Annotated in this window: 15 protein-coding genes and 1 pseudogene; all 16 read left to right on the plus strand. The window is 66.7% G+C overall.

The annotated features are described in order from the left end of the window. The first annotated feature begins 296 nt into the window (after window positions 1-296). The 16 genes and pseudogenes from H2Q94_RS12720 to H2Q94_RS12790 all read left to right on the plus strand — a co-directional run bounded on the left by H2Q94_RS12720 (window position 297) and on the right by H2Q94_RS12790 (window position 17,166). Window positions 297-1,433 (plus strand): cytochrome P450, encoded by a 1,137-nt coding sequence (locus H2Q94_RS12720; RefSeq protein WP_243794879.1) that lies wholly within the window; start codon window positions 297-299, stop codon window positions 1,431-1,433. Continuing rightward, window positions 1,433-1,627 carry a ferredoxin gene (locus H2Q94_RS12725; protein WP_243794880.1) on the plus strand — a complete coding sequence of 65 codons (195 nt, stop codon included), beginning with the start codon at window positions 1,433-1,435 and terminating at the stop codon, window positions 1,625-1,627. Before H2Q94_RS12720 ends, H2Q94_RS12725 begins: the two co-directional genes overlap by 1 nt. Window positions 1,628-1,679: 52 nt before the next feature. Beyond that, window positions 1,680-2,108: an SCP2 sterol-binding domain-containing protein gene (locus H2Q94_RS12730; RefSeq protein ID WP_243794881.1), complete on the plus strand. Its 429-nt coding sequence runs from the start codon at window positions 1,680-1,682 to the stop codon at window positions 2,106-2,108. 116 nt (window positions 2,109-2,224) lie between these two features. Then, on the plus strand, window positions 2,225-2,833 hold the full coding sequence (locus H2Q94_RS30495; RefSeq protein ID WP_258718693.1) for an MlaE family ABC transporter permease: 609 nt from the start codon (window positions 2,225-2,227) through the stop codon (window positions 2,831-2,833). Beyond that, window positions 2,821-3,069 carry an ABC transporter permease gene (locus H2Q94_RS30500; protein ID WP_258718694.1) on the plus strand — a complete coding sequence of 83 codons (249 nt, stop codon included), beginning with the start codon at window positions 2,821-2,823 and terminating at the stop codon, window positions 3,067-3,069. Before H2Q94_RS30495 ends, H2Q94_RS30500 begins: the two co-directional genes overlap by 13 nt. Window positions 3,070-3,079: 10 nt before the next feature. Further along, window positions 3,080-3,940 carry an ABC transporter permease gene (locus H2Q94_RS12740; protein ID WP_243794882.1) on the plus strand — a complete coding sequence of 287 codons (861 nt, stop codon included), beginning with the start codon at window positions 3,080-3,082 and terminating at the stop codon, window positions 3,938-3,940. Window positions 3,941-3,993: 53 nt separating this feature from the next. Next, the gene (locus H2Q94_RS12745) at window positions 3,994-4,782 is read left to right on the plus strand and encodes an ABC transporter ATP-binding protein (protein ID WP_243795681.1); all 789 of its coding nucleotides are present in this window, start codon (window positions 3,994-3,996) and stop codon (window positions 4,780-4,782) included. A 1-nt stretch (window position 4,783) separates the two neighbouring features. Beyond that, the gene (locus tag H2Q94_RS12750; RefSeq protein WP_243794883.1) at window positions 4,784-6,019 is read left to right on the plus strand and encodes an MlaD family protein; all 1,236 of its coding nucleotides are present in this window, start codon (window positions 4,784-4,786) and stop codon (window positions 6,017-6,019) included. Beyond that, window positions 6,016-7,422 (plus strand): MlaD family protein, encoded by a 1,407-nt coding sequence (locus tag H2Q94_RS12755; RefSeq protein ID WP_243794886.1) that lies wholly within the window; start codon window positions 6,016-6,018, stop codon window positions 7,420-7,422. The genes H2Q94_RS12750 and H2Q94_RS12755 overlap by 4 nt, the downstream gene beginning before the upstream one ends. Next, window positions 7,422-8,705 carry an MlaD family protein gene (locus H2Q94_RS12760; protein ID WP_243794888.1) on the plus strand — a complete coding sequence of 428 codons (1,284 nt, stop codon included), beginning with the start codon at window positions 7,422-7,424 and terminating at the stop codon, window positions 8,703-8,705. The genes H2Q94_RS12755 and H2Q94_RS12760 overlap by 1 nt, the downstream gene beginning before the upstream one ends. Continuing rightward, the gene (locus H2Q94_RS12765) at window positions 8,705-10,123 is read left to right on the plus strand and encodes an MlaD family protein (protein ID WP_243794890.1); all 1,419 of its coding nucleotides are present in this window, start codon (window positions 8,705-8,707) and stop codon (window positions 10,121-10,123) included. Before H2Q94_RS12760 ends, H2Q94_RS12765 begins: the two co-directional genes overlap by 1 nt. Window positions 10,124-10,300: 177 nt before the next feature. Further along, window positions 10,301-10,516 (plus strand): annotated as a pseudogene (locus H2Q94_RS12770) (MlaD family protein); the annotation flags it as partial. A gap of 1,051 nt (window positions 10,517-11,567) precedes the next feature. Further along, on the plus strand, window positions 11,568-12,683 hold the full coding sequence (locus H2Q94_RS12775; RefSeq protein WP_243794891.1) for an Mce/MlaD family protein: 1,116 nt from the start codon (window positions 11,568-11,570) through the stop codon (window positions 12,681-12,683). Window positions 12,684-13,178: 495 nt separating this feature from the next. Then, complete coding sequence (locus H2Q94_RS12780; RefSeq protein ID WP_243794892.1) at window positions 13,179-15,413, plus strand: RND transporter family protein; 2,235 nt, start codon at window positions 13,179-13,181, stop codon at window positions 15,411-15,413. Then, window positions 15,410-16,501, plus strand: a complete 1,092-nt coding sequence (locus H2Q94_RS12785) for a peptidyl-prolyl cis-trans isomerase (RefSeq protein WP_243794893.1) — start codon at window positions 15,410-15,412, stop codon at window positions 16,499-16,501. Before H2Q94_RS12780 ends, H2Q94_RS12785 begins: the two co-directional genes overlap by 4 nt. Window positions 16,502-16,638: 137 nt before the next feature. After that, entirely contained in the window at window positions 16,639-17,166 is a 528-nt protein-coding gene (locus H2Q94_RS12790; RefSeq protein WP_243794894.1) for a hypothetical protein, read from the plus strand. The last annotated feature ends 354 nt before the right edge of the window (window positions 17,167-17,520 follow it).

A 17,520-nucleotide genomic window follows, 5' to 3' on the forward strand; every position in this document is an offset into this window, starting at 1 on the left:
GGGGGCCTGACCCGGAGTCGCCGGCCGCGGACCCGGCTCGGCGTGTGCACCTCCTGTCCGTCATCGGAGCGATCGGCGACCACCGCGTCGCCCGTCTTCGCCGCGCGTCGGCAGCCATCGGCTGCCCGAGCGCGATCGCACCACCACCACGGAAGAGGGCGGTCATCTTGAGTTCTCCAGACAGTGTCAGGAAGCAGACGAAGGAACTGGACGAAAGTCGGCTCCACGAGCTGATCGGACGATTCAGCCTGCACAGCACGGAAAGCCAGGAGCATTCGCAGGAGCTCTTCGAAGAGATGCGGAAGTCCTGCCCTGTCGCGCACAGTTCGGAGCACGGGGGCTTCTACGCACTGTCGCGTTACAAGGACGTCTACGAAGCGTCGCACCAGCCGGAGTCCTTCTCATCGTTCCCGGTGACGATTCCGCCGTTCGGCAACCCGACCCCGATGATCCCGATCGAGGCCGACCCGCCGCGCCACCGCAACTACCGGGCTCTGGTCGGGCGGCAGTTCAGCCCGAAGTCGGTGGCGAACGTCGAACCGCAGATGCGCGAGATGATCACCAGCATCATCGACGGTTTCAGCGGCACCTCCGAGGTGGACCTGGCCAAGGAAGTCGCCGTGCCGCTGCCGCTGCGGGCGATTCTGGAGTTGTACCTGGGTGTCCCGGAGAAGGACTGGGACATGCTCAAGGACCAGTTCCTCGTCCTGTTGCAGCCCGACCCCGCGCTCAGCGACGACGACAACACGGAGCGCGCGCTGGAAGCGGGCCTGCACTGCCAGAAGTACTTCGCCGAGATGCTGGAGAACCTCCGGGTCAATGGGTACGGCAGTGACCTGATCAGTGATCTGGCTCAGGCCGAGATCGAGGGCGAGCGCCTGGACGACGACGAGATCTTCGGGTTCTGTCTGGTGCTGGTACCGGCCGGGTTCGACACCACGGCGAGCGTGCTGAGCCGGCTGCTGCTGATGTTCGCCGAACAGCCCGAGCTGCGTACCCGGTTCGAGAACATCGTCGACGATCCCGACAAGCTGGACCTCGCCATCGAAGAGCTGGTCCGCTTCATGCCGCCGCAGCCGGGTGTCGCCCGCAACGTCACGGAGAAGTGCACCTTCCTGGGGCAGGACTTCGAGGAGGGCGACCGGCTGCTGCTGCTGTGGCCATCCGCGAACCACGATCCCGAGGAGTTCGAGAACCCGGACGAGCTGGTGCTGGACCGGTCGCCCAACCGTCACCTCGGCTTCGGCTCGGGCATCCACCGCTGCCTTGGCGCCCACCTCGCTCGGCTGGAGCTGCGGGTCTTCTTGCAGGAGTTCCTGAAGCGGGTGCCGCGCTACGACGTGACTCCGGGGCAGGAAGCGGTGTGGCACACGGGCAACACCTGGGGCGTGAAGAAACTGCCGGTGACCTTCGAATCCTGGAGTGCCGTCTGATGCGCCTTTCGATCGACCCCGGCAAGTGCTCGGGTCACGCGCGGTGCGTCGCGCGCGCGCCGGACCTGTTCGACGTGGACGACGAGGGTGTCTCCTTCGTCCTCGTCGACGAGGTAGGTCCGGAATTGGCGGAGGACGCCCGCAAGGCGGTCGACGTCTGCCCGGAACGGGCGATCTCGCTCGACGCGGACTGAACGGTCTCCGGCCCCCGAACTGACTGCCACAACCGAAGCAGGGATGCCAATCATGGGCGTGTTCAAGGACGAATCCGAGGTCTACCGGTATGTCGGACGCATCTTCCAGGTGAGCATGGAGGACCCCGAGCTCGGTCCGAAGCTCCGCAAGGTGGGCTCGGTGCTCAAGCTGAACCAGACCGATCCCGAGTCGACGATCGTGATCGATTTCGGCGAGGGCGTTGTGCAGCTCGGCGAGAACGACGCCAACAAGGTCACCAGCCCGATCGACGCTGAACTCGACATGGAAGCCGATGTCGCGCATCGCTTCTGGCTCGGCAAGATCAACGTCGCGCTGGCGATGGCCAAGGGTCAGATCCGCAACAAGGGCAAGGTGTCGGCCGTGATGAAGATCGTGCCGCACACCAAGCCGCTTTTCGCCACCTACGAGAAGATCTTGCGCGACGCCGGGCGCGAAGATCTGGTCGACGCGGTGAAGTAGATGAGCGCACCGATCCGCCGTGTGCAGCCACGCGCCCGCGCCACGGACCAGCACGCCCTTCCGGGTGCGGTCGGTCGTGGCTCGGGGTTTCCCGCGGCGATTACCAGGGAGCACGAATGACCACTGTGGACAATGACGAGAAGTCGCGGCCGCGGGCGGCGGACCGGGCCGTCGGGTTGGTCCCCGCGCCGGTGCGCAACGTCGTGCTGGAGATCGGCCAGATGTGCCAGCTCCTCGGCAAGGTCGTCTACAGCGCTGTCCGCTACCCGCGCGGGTACTGGAAGGACACCGTCGACGAGATGTACGCCGCGCTGAAGCTCTGCTTCTGGCCTGCGACCTTCTCCATGGCGGGCTTCGGCTTCCTCATCTGCGTCATGGGCGTCGGGTTGCTGGTGCTGCTCGGCGCGGCGAACCGGATGGGGTCGTTCTGGGTGATGGCCGACATCCGCGAGATCGCCACGTGGATGGTCGGGATGGTGGTGGCCGGTGTCATCGGCACCTCCATCACCTCGGACCTGGGTGCCCGCAAGGCCAGGGAAGAACTCGACGCGCTCAAGGTTCTCGGGCTCGATCCCATCCGGATGCTGGTGATCCCACGGGTGATCTCGACCGCGATCCTGTGTGCCCTGCTGAACTTCCTCGCGTCGTTCGTCGGCATCTTCCTCGGCCTGCTGGCGGTGGGCGCGCTGGGGACACCACTTCGGGTGCCTACATGGACGGCATGATCCACAACCTCTACGCCGCCGACGTGTGGGGCGCGGAGCTGAAAACGCTGCTGAGCGGGATGATGATCGCCGTCGTCTGCAGCTACAAGGGGCTCAACGCCGGCGGCGGTCCGGAGGGCGTCGGGCGTGCCGTCAATCAGGCGGTCGTCATCTCGTTCGCGCTGGTGTGGGTGTTCAACTTCTTCTTCAACGCCATTGCTCAGGGGCTGAACCCCAACCTGATGATGCTGAGATAAGGAATCCCGGATGGCCATCCAAAGCGCGCAGCCGGCCCCGCGCAACGTTCTGCGCTGGCGCGGGTCGGAACAACAGCGGAAACGTCCGCCCATCTTGTTCTTCACGACGTTCACCACGGTCGGGAACATCGCCTCGTTCAGCGCCCGGGTACTGGTGGAGATGCCACTCGCGATCGGGCTCTACCTGTCCGAGGTGATTCGTCAGTCGGCGATTCTCATCCGGTCGAGCAGCCTGGTCATCTGGTTCATGGCATTCGCGATCGGCGGGGAGACCGGACTGCAGGGCAGTTACATCCTCGACCAGTTCGGCGCGTCGGACTACGTCGGGGTCTTCAACGCCATCGGCGATTTGAAAGCCGACGGCACTTCGATGTGGGGCTGGATTCTCGCGGCGAAGGTCGGCTGCGGGTACGTCGCGGAGATCGGCTCGATGCGCATCAGCGACGAGATCGATGCGCTGGAAGTGATGGGCATCCATTCTCGCGCCTACCTGGCCGGTACCAGGCTCTGGGCCATGTGGATCACGGCCCCGTTCTTGTTCCTGACCGCCATGGGAGTTCAATTCGTCGGTTCCTGGGTGGTCACCCAACTGATGCTCGACACCACTTCTCCCGGTGCGTACTCCAACATCTTCTGGTCGTTCCAGGCGCCTATTGACCTCCTGTACGCGCTGATCTGGGCGATGATCCTGGCCACGTTGATCACTTTGGTCGGCTGCTACTACGGATACACCTCCTCCGGGGGTCCGGTTGGAGTCGGGGTCAACACGGCGAAGTCGATGATGGTCAACATGATCATCGTCAGCGCCGCGGCCGCAATCCTGTACCAGTTCTTTTTCGGCACCACGCTTCAGACGCCGATTGCCAATTAGGGCAACGTGGCTGAGTTGAGGAGTCCTTCATGGATGTACAAGACACCGAAGTCATGTCGCCCGCGGTGAGTGCCGAAGCGAACGACGACGGACAGGTCGCATCGGTCCGCGACGTGTACAAGTCCTTCGGTTCCTTCCAGGTCATGAACGGTCTGAGCCTGGACTTCAAACCGCGCGCGATCACCACGATCCTCGGCCCCTCGGGTACCGGGAAGAGCGTTCTGCTCAAGCACATGGTGGGCCTGCTGGAACCGGATTCCGGAACGGTCAGCGTGTTCGGGCAGGACATCTGGCGAATCGAGGAGCGGGAACGCGCCAAGCTGCGCAAGCGCTTCGGCGTTCTGTTCCAGGACGGGGCGCTGTTCGGCTCCATGAACGTGTACGACAATGTGGCGTTCCCGCTTCGCAAGCACACCGACATGTCCGAGAAGGATGTCGGCGAGATCGTCAACTACCGGCTCAAAGAGGTCGGTCTGGAAGCGGCGTGGAAGAAGTTTCCCAACGAGATCTCGGGCGGGATGAAGAAGCGCGCCGGCTTCGCCAGGGCGCTGGTGCTGAATCCGGAGATCGTACTGTTCGACGAGCCGGACTCGGGTCTCGACCCGGTCCGTACCAGCTTGCTCAACGACGTGATTCTCAAGATCCACAGTGAGGATCGCGGCACCTACGTCGTGGTCACCCACGACATCAGGACGGCGAAGAAGGTGAGTGATTACGTCGGCCTGATCTGGCAGGGGCGTGTCGTGTACTACGGCCCGGCGGCGGAAGCGTTCTCTTCGGACGATCCGTTCGTGCGGCAATTCCTCGCCGGGGACTCGGTCGGCCCATTGGGAATGGATTGAGATGCGCCGAGTGGTGAGATGGGGAGCCGCCGTCGTGGTCGCGGCCCTCGCCTTCGGCGGGGTCGCCTGGGCTGCGGGCGGCGAGGACTACGAGCTCCAGCTGGCCATGCCGAACGCGGCGAACCTGCTGGAGGGATCGCGGGTCGAGGTCGATGGAAAGACGATCGGCAGCGTCGCCGGGCTGGAGGCCCGGGACGGCGAGGCGATGGTGACGGTATCGGTCGACGACGAGTACGCACCGTTGCATGCCGGAACCAAGGCGCAGATCGAATGGCGGGGCCTGCTGGGCGAGCGCGTGATCAGGCTGGTGCCCGGGCCGGAGGGCAATACCGAGATTCCTACCGGCGGCCTGGTGCAAGCCGGCTCCGAGCAGGTCGAGCTGGAGCAGGTGCTGGCCGCGCTCGATGAGCCCACCCGTGAACACGTGAAGTCCACGGTGCAACAGCTGGATCAGCAGCTCAAAGATCATCCGCAGGACATCCGGGCGACGCTCAACGCGGCCGGCCCCGCGGTCCAGGAACTCGGCGAGGTCCTGAAGGCCGTCGGACAGGACGGCCCTGCGATCCAGCGGCTGATCCGGGACCTGCGGACGATGATGGAGCCGCTGGCGGGCAGGCAGGCGGAGCTCGAGAAGATCGTGCGCGATCTGACCGCGGCCACCGGCACGATGTCCGCCGAGCAACAGCAGCTGAAGCAGGCATTGGGCGAACTTCCGTCTACATTGGACTCGGCCAAGCGGACGATGGACGGTGTTCCGGAGGCGGTCGACGAGACTGCGCCGCTGTTGCAGGATCTGCGGCCGGCCACCCAGCAACTGAAATCGGTGTCCCAAAACCTGAGCCCGCTGCTGCGGGACCTGCGGCCGGCGATCAGCGATCTTCGTCCGACGTTGAACTCGGCCGACGAGTTGTTGGAGCGAACACCTGACCTGCTGGACAGCACCCACGGCACGGTGCCCGGGGTGACGCAGGCGCTGGACCAGCTCAACCCGGCCGTGCAGTTCCTCCGGCCCTACACCCCGGACCTCATGGGCTGGCTGAGCAACTGGAGCGCGGCGTTCGCGAACTACGACTCCCAGGGCCACTACTTCCACGGGGCGGTGCAGGTCAGCACGAGCGTGCTCGACGACAACCCCGGCGTGAACGTGGGTCTCAAGGGCGGGCCGAACTCGCGTCCCGCGCCGGGCATGGCGTCCGGTGAAGCCTGGGTCGACGCGAATGGGAGTGCACCCCGATGAGAATCTTCAAGAACGCGGGACTGCGGATCGGACTGGCGCTCGCCGCGGTGGCCGCCGTGGTGGCCACCGGGGTCACCACGGCGCGGTTAGGTGAGGACAAGGACGTCTCGCTGACGGTGATGTTCGCCAACGCCAGCCCGCTGATCCCGGGGAACCTCATCCGGCTCAGTGGTGTTGAAGTCGGCCAGATCGAATCCGTGACCCTGCGCGGAGGTCAAGCCGCGGTCAAGATGCGCCTCGACCGTTCCGTGCTGCCCTTGCACAGCGACGCGAGCGCGAAGATCCGGCCGGTGACGCTGCTCGGCGAGCGGTTCATCGACCTGAACCGGGGGTCGGACAGCGCTCCCGAGCTGACGGACCCGCTGGTGATCCGTGCGGACCGGACCACTCGCGCTGTCGACCTCGACGAGGTGCTGAACTCGGTCGACGACCCTTCCAGTACCGCGCTCGCCGCCCTGGTCACCACCTTGGGCGAGGGCACGGCAGGGCAGGGCCCCAACATCGACGAAGCACTCAAGGCGCTGGCCCCGGCGTTGCAGGACACTCAGCAGCTGGGGTCCGTGCTGGAGCAGCAGAACGAGGTGCTCGGACAGCTCGTGGATCGCACGAGCCCGGTCGCCAAGGCGCTGGCCGAGCAGAACGGCGGGAACCTCGACAAGGCGGTGGAGTCCGGCAAGCAGTTGCTGGCGTCGGTGGCCGCCCAGCGACAGGCCACAAAGGATTCGTTGACCCAGCTTCCCGGAACTCTGGAAGAGGCCAGGAAGGTGCTCTCCGAAGTGTCCGGGGTCGCCGAGCAGGGCACACCGGTCCTGCGCGACATCCGGCCGGTCACCGACGACCTGACGCAGATCACCGATGAGCTCGACAAGTTCGCCGATGCCGCGGATCCCGCGCTGGGTTCCCTGCCGCCGGTGCTGGACAAGGGCAAGGCGTTGCTCGACCAGGCCGCGCCGGCGGTCCGGGACCTCAAACCCGGTGTGGAACAACTGCCGGGGGTGAGCTCCTCCGCGCATCGGCTCGTCGGCGATCTCACACCGGCGATGGGCACGGCGCTGGACTTCATCAAGTACTGGGCGATGTCCACCAACGGCCGGGACGGCCTGGGCAACTACTTCCGCGCGTTCGTCGTGACGACGCCGCAGAGCTTGATCCAGTATCCCGGTGTGGGACTCGGACCGCCTAGCCCGCCCACCCCGAGCCCGGTGCCGGAACTGCCGATCCCGGGAGTTCCCGGTGTGCCCCCGCCACTTCCAGGTTTGCCGAGCCTGCCGGGGCTCACGGGGCCTCCGGAGGACGGCGGCTCGAAGCCGGGTGCTCCGGCACCCGATGGTGACGGCAGCGCGACAGGGCTGGACCTCTCGCAGGAGACCGCTCTGGTCGACCAACTTCTAGGAGGACGCTGATGGCAGCGGTGTCACGATCGACGACGCGGTCGTTCCTGGCCGGTCTGGGAGGCGTGGTCGTCCTGGGTGGGTTCGTGTTCATCGGCGTCACGGCCAGCTCGGGTCTGCCCGGAGCGCCGGTGACGACGGTCCGGGCCGAGTTCGACGAGGTCGGCGCCTCGCTGAAGGTGGGCAACGACGTCCGGGAGAACAGCACCCGGATCGGCGAAGTGTCTGACCTGAGCTACGAGAACGGACATGCCGTCGCGACCTTGGAACTGGACGGGAACGTGCCGGTCTACGAGGACGCCAAGGCCCAGGTCTGGGACCAGTCGGCGCTGGCCAAGAAGTTCGTGGAGATCGACCGCGGGCATCAAGGAAGCGGCCGACTCGGTGATCGGGCCATCCCGGCGGAACGCAACGTGGGTTCGGCCGACCTCGACAACGTGCTGGACGCGCTCGATCCACGGACACGTGACGCGCTGACCAGCACCCTGCGCGAGGTCGGTAGTGGCGGCGCGGGACACGGTCAGGATCTCAACGACATCGCCGGCAAGGCTCCGGGAATCCTGCGGGGCCTCGGCAACACGTCCGGAGCGCTGAGCGATCCGCAGACGGATCTGCCCGGGCTGCTGAACCGCGCCGACGATCTGGTGGGCTCGCTGCACGGCCGGGAGCGGGAGCTGGCGGGTCTTGTCCGGGAGATCGGTGACACGGCCGGGGCCGCGGCCGTGGACGATGGAGCGCCGCTACAAGACAGCCTCAGAGCGTTGCCCGCGACGCTGAGCGACACCCGTGCCGCCCTCAATTCGCTGGACGAGCCGCTGAGCGACGTCCACTCCGCGGTGTCGGACATCCGGCCCGGCGCCTCGGCGCTGGGATCGGCGACCCCCGACGTGCGCGGGGTACTACGCGAGGGGACGGAGCCGTTGAACATGGTTCCCGGCGTGGCGGACAAGGCCGAGCCCGCGGTCGAGGACCTGACTCAGACCGTGGCGGACGCCCGTCCGCTGGTCTCCCCGTTGTCTCGCGCCTTGAGCGACGCCGCTCCGCCGGTGAACACGCTGGCGCAGTACAGCCCCGAAGTCGTCGCCTTCTTCCGGAACATCGAGAGCATGGTGTCCACTTCGGTCGCGCCGGGCGTGCACGGTGCGCGCGTCGGGGTCGCTGCGCACCCGGCCATCGCAGACGGTGGCCTCATCAAGGACCCGCTGCAAGGGCAGGATCCGTATCCGGCGCCAGGTGAGGTCTACAAGCAGCGAACCGGACTGCTGCCGAACATTCTGACCGGAGGTGGCCAGTGATGTCCGCGAAGAAGCGAAGGTTCGCCTCACCCTTGGTCATCGGGGCTGTCCTGCTGGTGGCGGTTCTGGTGGTGCTGTTCGGCGTCTACCAGAAGGAGCGGATCAGCACGACGCTGGCTTCCGGCGACGAGGTCCAGGCCGAGTTCGACCGCCAATACCGCTTGGTGCCGGCCAAGTCGGACGTGAAGATGGCCGGTGTCGTCGTCGGCACGGTGACCGATGTGGAGCAGGACGCGGGCGGAAAAGCGCTGGTATCGATGAAGGTCTGGGGTGATACGACGGACAGGCTGGGCAGCGCTCCGTCAGCGATCATCCGGCCGACGACGTTGCTCGGCGGCGCCTACTACATCGAGCTTCAGCAAGGCGATGCGCACGGGCGGTACGGCGGTGAACCCATCCCGGCGGACCGCACCAGCGTGCCCATCGAACTCGACAAGATCCTCGCCGCGATCCCCGGGCGAGCCCAGGACAGCATCCGGAACACGACACGGCTGACTGACGAGTCACTGCGCGCCGGTGCCGGTGAGAACCTGGGCAACGTCCTCGAACACGCGCCGCAGACCCTCGGGCCAGCAGGCGACGTCCTCTCCAGTGCGCGGGGTACTCGCCCGGGCGAGGACCTGTACGGCATCGTGCCGGACGTAGCAGCGATCGCCGGAACGCTGACCGAGCGCGACGGACAGCTCGGGCACACCATCGATTCGCTCGGCGACGTCAGCGCGACGCTGTCCACGGTGCGGCGGCCGCTGGCGGACTCGATCGCCGCTCTTCCCGAGACCCTGACCAGTACTCGTAGGGGACTCGACGACCTGCACGGAAGCCTGAACCGGCTGACGGACACCGCGGGCAACGCCAGGCCGGCCGTGCAGGAGCTGGGGCCCGTGCTGGCCAAGGCCGATCCGGTCCTGCGCGAGGCCCGGCCGATGGTGGCCGAACTCCGGCCGTTGCTGCAGGACGCGCAGCCGGTGGTCGACCAGTTGGTGCCGACCGCGGACCGAGCCACCTCGACGCTCGATCTGGTGCGCGGCCCGGTGCTGGACCGGATCAACGGGCCGATCGCGAACGCGGTGATGTCGCCGTGGAAGGGCACGGGAGCCTACGAAGGCAACGGAGGTACCGGCCACAAGCTCTACGAAGAGGTCGGGTACCTCGCCGCGCACACCGCGAACCTGTCGCAGTACGGCAACAAGAACGGCCGGATGCTCGGGCTTGCGCTCGGTGCCGGAGTTTCCACCGTGGGCGGCAAGGACCCGGGCACTGCGGAGTTCCTGCAGTCGCTGGGGCTGTTGCCCGGTGGACTGAAGGTGTTGCCGCCGCCGGACGACTCCGGCGACGACTTCACACCGGTACCGGCGACTTCCCCGGGGCAGGACCAGTTCCTGCCCAAGCCCGGCCCGCCCCAGCCTCAAGGGAATTAGGAGCCTCCCGTGACAAAAAAGCTCTCGTTCAGCAGGATCTGGGAGCGGATCCGAACGGTTCCCGGCCTGGGGCGCAACCTGCTCGCACTGACGGTGGTGATCGTCTGTGGGGTGGTCAGCTCGTCGATGATCCTGACCAATCAGCGGTTCCTCCCGCCCTGGCAGGAGCGGTACGAGATGGCGGCCGAGTTCGAGCAGGTACCTGCGGTGAGCCCGAACCAACAGCCCAAGGTGCGCATCGCCGGCGTCGAGGTCGGACAGGTGACCGACAGCGAGGTAACGCGGAACGGCAAGGCGCGGCTGACGTTGTCGCTGGAGCCCGGATACGAGGTCTACCGCAACGCGCGCTTGGTGCTGCGCCCGACCAACCCGCTCAACGAGATGTACGTGGAGGTCAACCCGGGCGGCCCACCGGCACCGAAACTGCCGCCGAACGGCGTCATCCCGTTGAACCAGACCGAGCGGCCGAGGCAGCCCGACGAGGTGCTCAACCACCTCGACGAACGCAGCAGGAACGCGGTGACCAACCTGCTGTCCACCTCCGATGTGGCGCTGGCGAACGCGCCGCAGAACCTGCCCGCCGGCCTCAACGCCGCGGATGCCACCTTGCTGCGGTTCAAGCCCGTCCTGCAGAACCTGCAGACGCGCCGCGAGAACATCGCCGAGTTGGTGACCGCGCTGTCCCAGATCAGCCGGGCGGTCGGCCACAACGACGGTCGGCTCACGGAACTGATGGACGCCAGCGAGCAGACGCTGTCGGTGCTGTCCGAGCACAACGCGGATGTCCAGTCCGCGGTCGGGCAGTTGCCGGATACGACCGGCGAGCTCAAGCGCGCGATGAACGGTGTCAACGGGCTGACCGGTCAGCTGAACCCGACGCTGGACAACCTCAACGCCGCGTCGGACCGGCTGCCGGAAGTGCTGCGCAAGGTCAGTGGCACCGTCGACAACCTGGGACGCACGGTGCGGGCGGCACGGCCCGTCGTGTCCGCCGCGCGACCGATCGTCCAAGATCTCCGACCGATGGTCGACCAGGCGCACACGGCGTTGGGCGACCTTCAGCCTGTAGCCCGCGATCTGGGGCCGGACTCCGAGCTCATCGTGTCCTACCTCAATGATCTGCAGGCATTCATCTTCAACACCAACGGGGCATTCAGCCTGTCGGATGCCAATGGCGGGTTCATCCGGGGCCACGTGGCGGTTCCGCTGCCGGATGCGGGCGTGCTGCCTGGTACGCACGGCGGAAACACAGGGGCGACTGATGAAGATCTTCCAAGGCACCTCGGGCAAACTCGTCGTGCTGGGCGTCTTCTTCGTCCTCTCGATGATCTACATGGGATACCTGCTGGACAAGGCGGGTACGCCCAATCCGCTGGGGAGCTCGAAGGCCTACACGGTTTCCTTCGAAGTGGACGATGTGGACAACGCGATTCCCGTCGGCGACGTGAAGATCGCCGGCGTCACCATTGGCGGTATCGACAGCGTCGAGCACAACGGCAGCGGCAAGGCGCTGGTCGTGGTGCACGTGGACGAGGACGCCGCGCCGTTGCACGAAGGCGCCCAGGTCAATATGCGGATCGGGGCGAAGTCCATCGCCGGTGAGTCCTACATCGATATCGTTGATGGCCGCGGAAAGGCGATGCCGAACGGCAGCAGGATCGTTCCCGAGGCAGTCGAACGGGGCGTGCAACTGCGCGATGTCGTCGACAGCCTCGACCCGAAGACCCGGGAGGCGCTCAGCGGTGTGATCCGAACCGCGGGCGAGGGAACCACCGGTACGAAGGAGGACGTGGACGGGGCCATGACCGGTCTCGGCCAGGTGGGGCGCGAGGGCTACACCGCGGTGGATGCCATCTCGGCGCAGTCGGAGGATCTGAAGGTGCTGGCGCAGCAGACCACGACCGTGCTGGACGCGCTCGACACCGGGCAGGGGCAGATCGCCTCGCTGGTGCACAACGCCCAGCAGCTGACCTCGGCCACCAGCGGGCAACAGGAGAACTTGGCCGCGACGGTGCGCAAGCTGCCCGGGGTGCTGTCGAGTACGCAGCAGGCAACGGGCAAGCTCAAGGAGCTGTCCACCTCGGTCGGGCCGGTTGCCGCGGATCTCAAGGAGGCCGCACCGCACCTCAACGCCTCCCTGGAGCAACTCCCGCAGACCACCGAGGATCTGCGCGGGTTGCTGCCCGATCTGACCAGCACGCTGGACCGGGCACCGGCCACGTTGGACCGCGTTCCGGCGACGGCACAGGACGTGAGCACGCTCGTGCCCCAGGCACGTACCGCCATGACCAACCTCAACCCGATGCTGTCGTACCTGAAGCCATACGGCCCGGAGCTGGGCGCGTTCTTCGCCAACTTCGGATCGATCTTCCAGTACACGGACGAGGCCGGGATTCACTTCTTCCGGCTGCTGCCCGATGAGGGCAATGAGGCCATCGTCAAGGGTGTGCCGGTACCGCTGCCCAAGGTGCTGACGAACAGCAACCCGTATCCCGCTCCTGGACAGAGCGTCTCGCCCGAAGGACGCGACTTCACCAAGCTGCACCAGTGGCCGAACTGACGGCCGGGACGGGTTGATCTCCGCGACCTCCGGGGGCGGTGTGGGTGTCGTACCCCGCCGTCTCCGGAGGTTCTCCATCTTCGTCCACAGTGGAAGATTTTACGTCGGGTGCGTTCATGTTGTCATCGCAGCCAGCGAGGTCCCTGTTCTGGTGTGGCTGATCAGCTCATAAGTGCTGTTCAGGAGCTGTCTCTCGGTTCGCTCTCGCGAGATTTCGGACACGAAGGGAGATGCTACAAGTCTGGAAACTTGGTACCTGTCAATGTTGTTCTTGGTGGGTTCACCGAGGTACTGTGTCCCGCGTCACGAGAGATCGACGCGACGGGAAGGGGTGGGTCGGGAGCGATGCGGTTGTTGCAGGCAATCCGGGCACAGATCCGGAGTCTCCTCGAAGTGATCCGGCGGGCCCCCGCTAGGTCCGCGGTCGGCGGAAGGCGGACCGCCACGCGAAAACTGTTGGTGTGCCTGGTCATTCTCGGAATCGCCGGCAGCACCGTGGCCGGATTGCTGAAGCTGCGCGTCGAGACCACTGTGGAGTCGTTCCTGCCCAGTGGAGATCCCAGCGTGCAACGCCTCGAGGAACACGCCCGGTCGTTCGGCGGGAATCCCGTGGCCGTCGTCCTGGAGTCAGAAGAACCAGGGCACCTGCTCACCGGCGACAAGCAACTAGAGAAGCTCATGAAGCTCGAGGGGAATCTGTCGCGGATGCCGGATGTGGCAACCGTTTATGGCCCTGGCACGGTGATGAACCAGCTCGCGATCTCCTCGCAGAACCTGCTCGCGACCCTCAGCGGCACCCGGGACGGTTTGCGCGCCCGCGCCGAGGCCGCGGCCCGTGCGCGCGGGGAATCCGAGTCGTCGGTCAGCGGGGCCGGTGATGCGGCCACGGCCGAGTTCGACCGGCGATACGGAACGCTGTTGGTCAAGGGGCTGCCCGGTGGCCTGCCGACCACCAAGAACCCGAACTTCGTCAAGAACGTCATCTTCGATGAGGAGGGAAGGCCGCGGGCGCGCTGGCACTTCGTGGTGCCGAAGGAGAACAGCGTCGCCGTGCTGGTCCGGCCGCGCCAGGACCTGGACGAGGCCGGTACGAAGCGCCTTGTCGAGGGAGTGCGGGACGCGGTCGGAGGCTCTGGGCTCGACACGACAAAGACGACCGTGACCGGAGTGCCGGCCATCACCTCCTCACTGACCAGTGCGGTCACGGCCGAGATTCCGCTGTTGGCGGGCTTGGCCGCACTGGTGATCCTGCTGCGCTTCCTGCTGGCCTCGCCCGGTTCCAGTCTGTTCCGCAAGCTGTGGTCGCTGCTGGCGGCGGTCATCGGCAGCGCGCTGACCTTGGCGGTGTTCGGCCTGTCCGGTGTGCCCATCTCCTTCGGCGCTGCCGCGTTGCTGCCGCTGCTGATGGGCATCGGCAGCTCGTTCTCGCTGTACCTCGCCGCGTCCGGGAACCGGCGGCGGGTGCTGGTCGTCTCGGCCGCGAGCGCGGTCGCATTCGCCTCGTTGGCCGCGTCGCCGTTGCCGTTCGTCCGGCAACTCGGTTTGGCCTTGGCGCTCGGCGTGGTGTTCACGGTCGGAGTCACCCTGCTGGTCGGCGGCAAGGCCCAGCCGGGTCCGGACGTTGAGCCCGACCCGAAACCCGAGGCGCCGCAGCGTTCGTCGGCGGTCGGTTCGCGACGCCCCGGCTTGCGCTGGACCGCGCTCGGCAGCCTGGTGGCGGTCGCGGCGGTGGGCTGGGCGTCACTGGCGACGCTCGACGTCCAGGCCAATCCAGAGGATGCGGCCCGCGGGCTGCCCGAACTGGAGAACGCTCGGTACGCCGAGCAGGTCCTGGGTTCTTCCGGTGAGGTCAGCATCGTGCTGCGGGGCATGGACGTGCGGAGCCCGGAAGCTCTGGACTGGATGTACCGGGCGCAGGACGTGGCCGTGTCCCGTTACGGCGACCAGGTCCGGCCGATCCTCACCGCACCCGACCTGCTGAGCTTCCTCGGTGACCATCCGACCCCGGAGCAGATCTCGGCCGGGTTGCAGTTGTTGCCGCCATACCTGACCAGCGCGGTGTTCAGCTCCGAGGGGGATCAGGCAGTGCTGACCTTCGGGCTGAAGTTCCAGGACCTGGGCAACCAGACGAGGTTGCTCGACGAGATGCGCGCGGCGCTACCGCCGTCGCCGGGCGCAACGCAGGTCGACGTCGTCGGGCTGCCGGTGTCCGCGGCCCGCGCCTACGAGCAGATCTCGCAGCACCGCTACCTGGACAACCTGGTGGGGATCGCGGCTGCCGGTGCGGTGCTGCTCGTGGGACTGCGAGGTCACCGGCGGGATGCGCTGCGCGCGATGGTGGCCGCCGCGATGGCGACCGGGTGGACCGTGGCCGGCATGTGGCTGGTCGGTGAACCGCTGAGCCCGCTGACGATCGCACTGGGCTCGCTGGCCACGGTGACCGCGTGCGAGTTCACCGTGCTGCTCGCCGATGACCAGCGGGAACGATCGGCTGTGTTGCGGCGGGTGGTCGCGTGGGCGTGCGTCACCTCGGTGGTCGGCTACCTGGCCCTCGTCCCCTCAACGATCGCCCTGCTCCGTGACTTCGGGATCACGCTGGCAGTCACGGTGCTGCTGTCGTACCTGGCGGCGCTCGCCGTCGTGCGGCTGACGCCGTCGGGCGCTGGGAAGCAGGAGCCCGCTCCCGAAGTCCGCGTTGCCGATACGGAACTCTCGGAGGTTCGTTCATGAAGACCCGCATGCCCACCTGGCTGAACAGGGGCGCCATCGGCCGCTTCGCCGAGCACCTGGGCAGGCGTTCGGCGTTTCGCCTCACCGGATATCGAGCGGGTGTCGTCGTCGCGATGCTTCTTGTGGTCGTCGGCGGATCCGGCGCGAAGACCGTCATGCACGCGGCGGAGGCGCTGCCAGCGGACGCGGCCTTCCGCTCGTCCGGTGCCGTGGTCACCAAGCAGCAGCTCCAGCAACGGGTCGGTTTGATGGAGTTCCTCTACGGGTTGCAGCGGCCGCCGGACCCGGCGGGAGTTGACAAGTTCAACCGTTCGGTGGCGAAAGCACTGGTGGTCAGCGGCGTGGTGGACCGAGCCGCCGTCGAACACGGCATCGTCATCGCGGACAAGGCCGCGAGCGACCAACTCGACAAGATGATCAAGGAGAACGGTGGTGGTGACCGCCGTGCCTTCATCCAGGAGCTCGGGGCGCGAGGGATCTCCGAGCAGAACGTCCTCGACGAGATCAAGCGTCAGCAGGCCAGCGCCCGGCTGTTCGGCAAGGTGACCGAGTCGGTCGAACCGGTCACCGACGCGGACGCGCAGCGCTACTACGACAAGAACCGCGCGCAGATGGTCACTCCCGAGCAGCGCGGCGTCGCCAACATCGTCGTGCCGGATCAGGCTCAGGCCCAGCAGATCGCTGAGCAGGCGAACGCGGGCGGCGACTTCGGCGGCCTGGCCGCGCAGTTCTCCATCGACGGCAGCACCAAGGACAAAGGCGGCTCGCTCGGTGACGTGCAGCCCGACCAGCTCGAACCCGGATACGCGAAAGCCGCCTTCTCGGCACCGGCCGGCGCGGTGTTCGGTCCGGTGCAGACCGAGCAGGGCTGGAACGTCGGCAAGGTCGGCGAAGTGCGTCTCTCGAAGCCCGTCGCCTTCGAGCAGGTCCGGGACGCCATCAAGGGCAAGCTGGACAACGACGCGAAACTCGGGGTGTGGGACGGATTCCTGACCCAGCGGATCAAGGACGCCGATGTCACGTACGCGCCCGAATACCTGCCCGCGAACCCGGACGCGTCACCGGCCAGAGCGGCGCAAGGCGAGTAACCACCGAGTCCTTCCAGATTGATTCGCGTGGCGGGCCGGGCGGCGGAACCTCAGCGGCTACGCCACTGAGAAGACACAGATGAATCGTTCTGAACGGACTCCTAACGGCAAGACGTCACTGCAGAAGGAGGAACGACATGCTGGCTCTCGTGCTGGCCGTGGTATCGGGTGGTTGCCTCGTCGCCGGATGGCTGTTGGAGCAGATCGTGCTGGTGTACGTCGCGCTAGCGTTGTCGGCCGCCGGCCTGGTGCTGGTGGTGGCTTCGATGTGGCGACGCAGGCGTCTCGGCGGGCAGGAAGCCGGCGGCGATGGTGAATCCGCTGATCATGGCGATTTTCCGGATTCCGCGGAGGATTCATCGGAGGTGTCCGGCGATGCCGCCGACACCGTCGCAGTCCGGTCCGGGGGAGCGACCGGACCGGACTCGGCGGCCGAGCCGGCCCGCGAGATCTTCGTGGCGAGATCGACCGGGCAGCGACTGGATGACGACGCGATGGTGGGCGTGGTGCACGGTCGCGCCCGGTTCCACTCCGGCGAATGCCGCCTGGTGCGGGGAATGCGGGTGCAGCGGCTGACGCTGGTCGAGGCGCGGGAAGAAGACTTCACGGCGTGCTCTGTCTGCGTCGAGATCGGAGCGGCCGCGCTGCTGTCTGAACAGCACTGAGATTCACTCCGGAACGCCCCTGGTTCCGGGTGCCCTCCGACACAAGCAGTTGCGGAAGACGGCCGTGTCCAGCGGCCGTTTTTCGCTGCGCGGCCGGCCGAAGCGACGCGGGGATGTCGCGCCCACGGAATGCAGCGCCACTGAAGGCGGGTTGACACGAGCACTCGCCTGCGGCGAGCGGGGAAGGACGTTCAGCCACTCCCGGACTTGGTCGGAAAAACCACGTAGTTATACCCGTGACCCCCACCATACCGGGATGGTTAACGTGGTGTTTCCAGAGCGCGAGACCAAGGCAAAGGGGCCGGTCATGAGGCTGGAACACCGCTCGTCCATGAGTTGTGCCGGCGGCACTGG

Source organism: Saccharopolyspora gloriosae (genome assembly GCF_022828475.1).
Lineage (GTDB): Bacteria > Actinomycetota > Actinomycetes > Mycobacteriales > Pseudonocardiaceae > Saccharopolyspora_C > Saccharopolyspora_C gloriosae_A.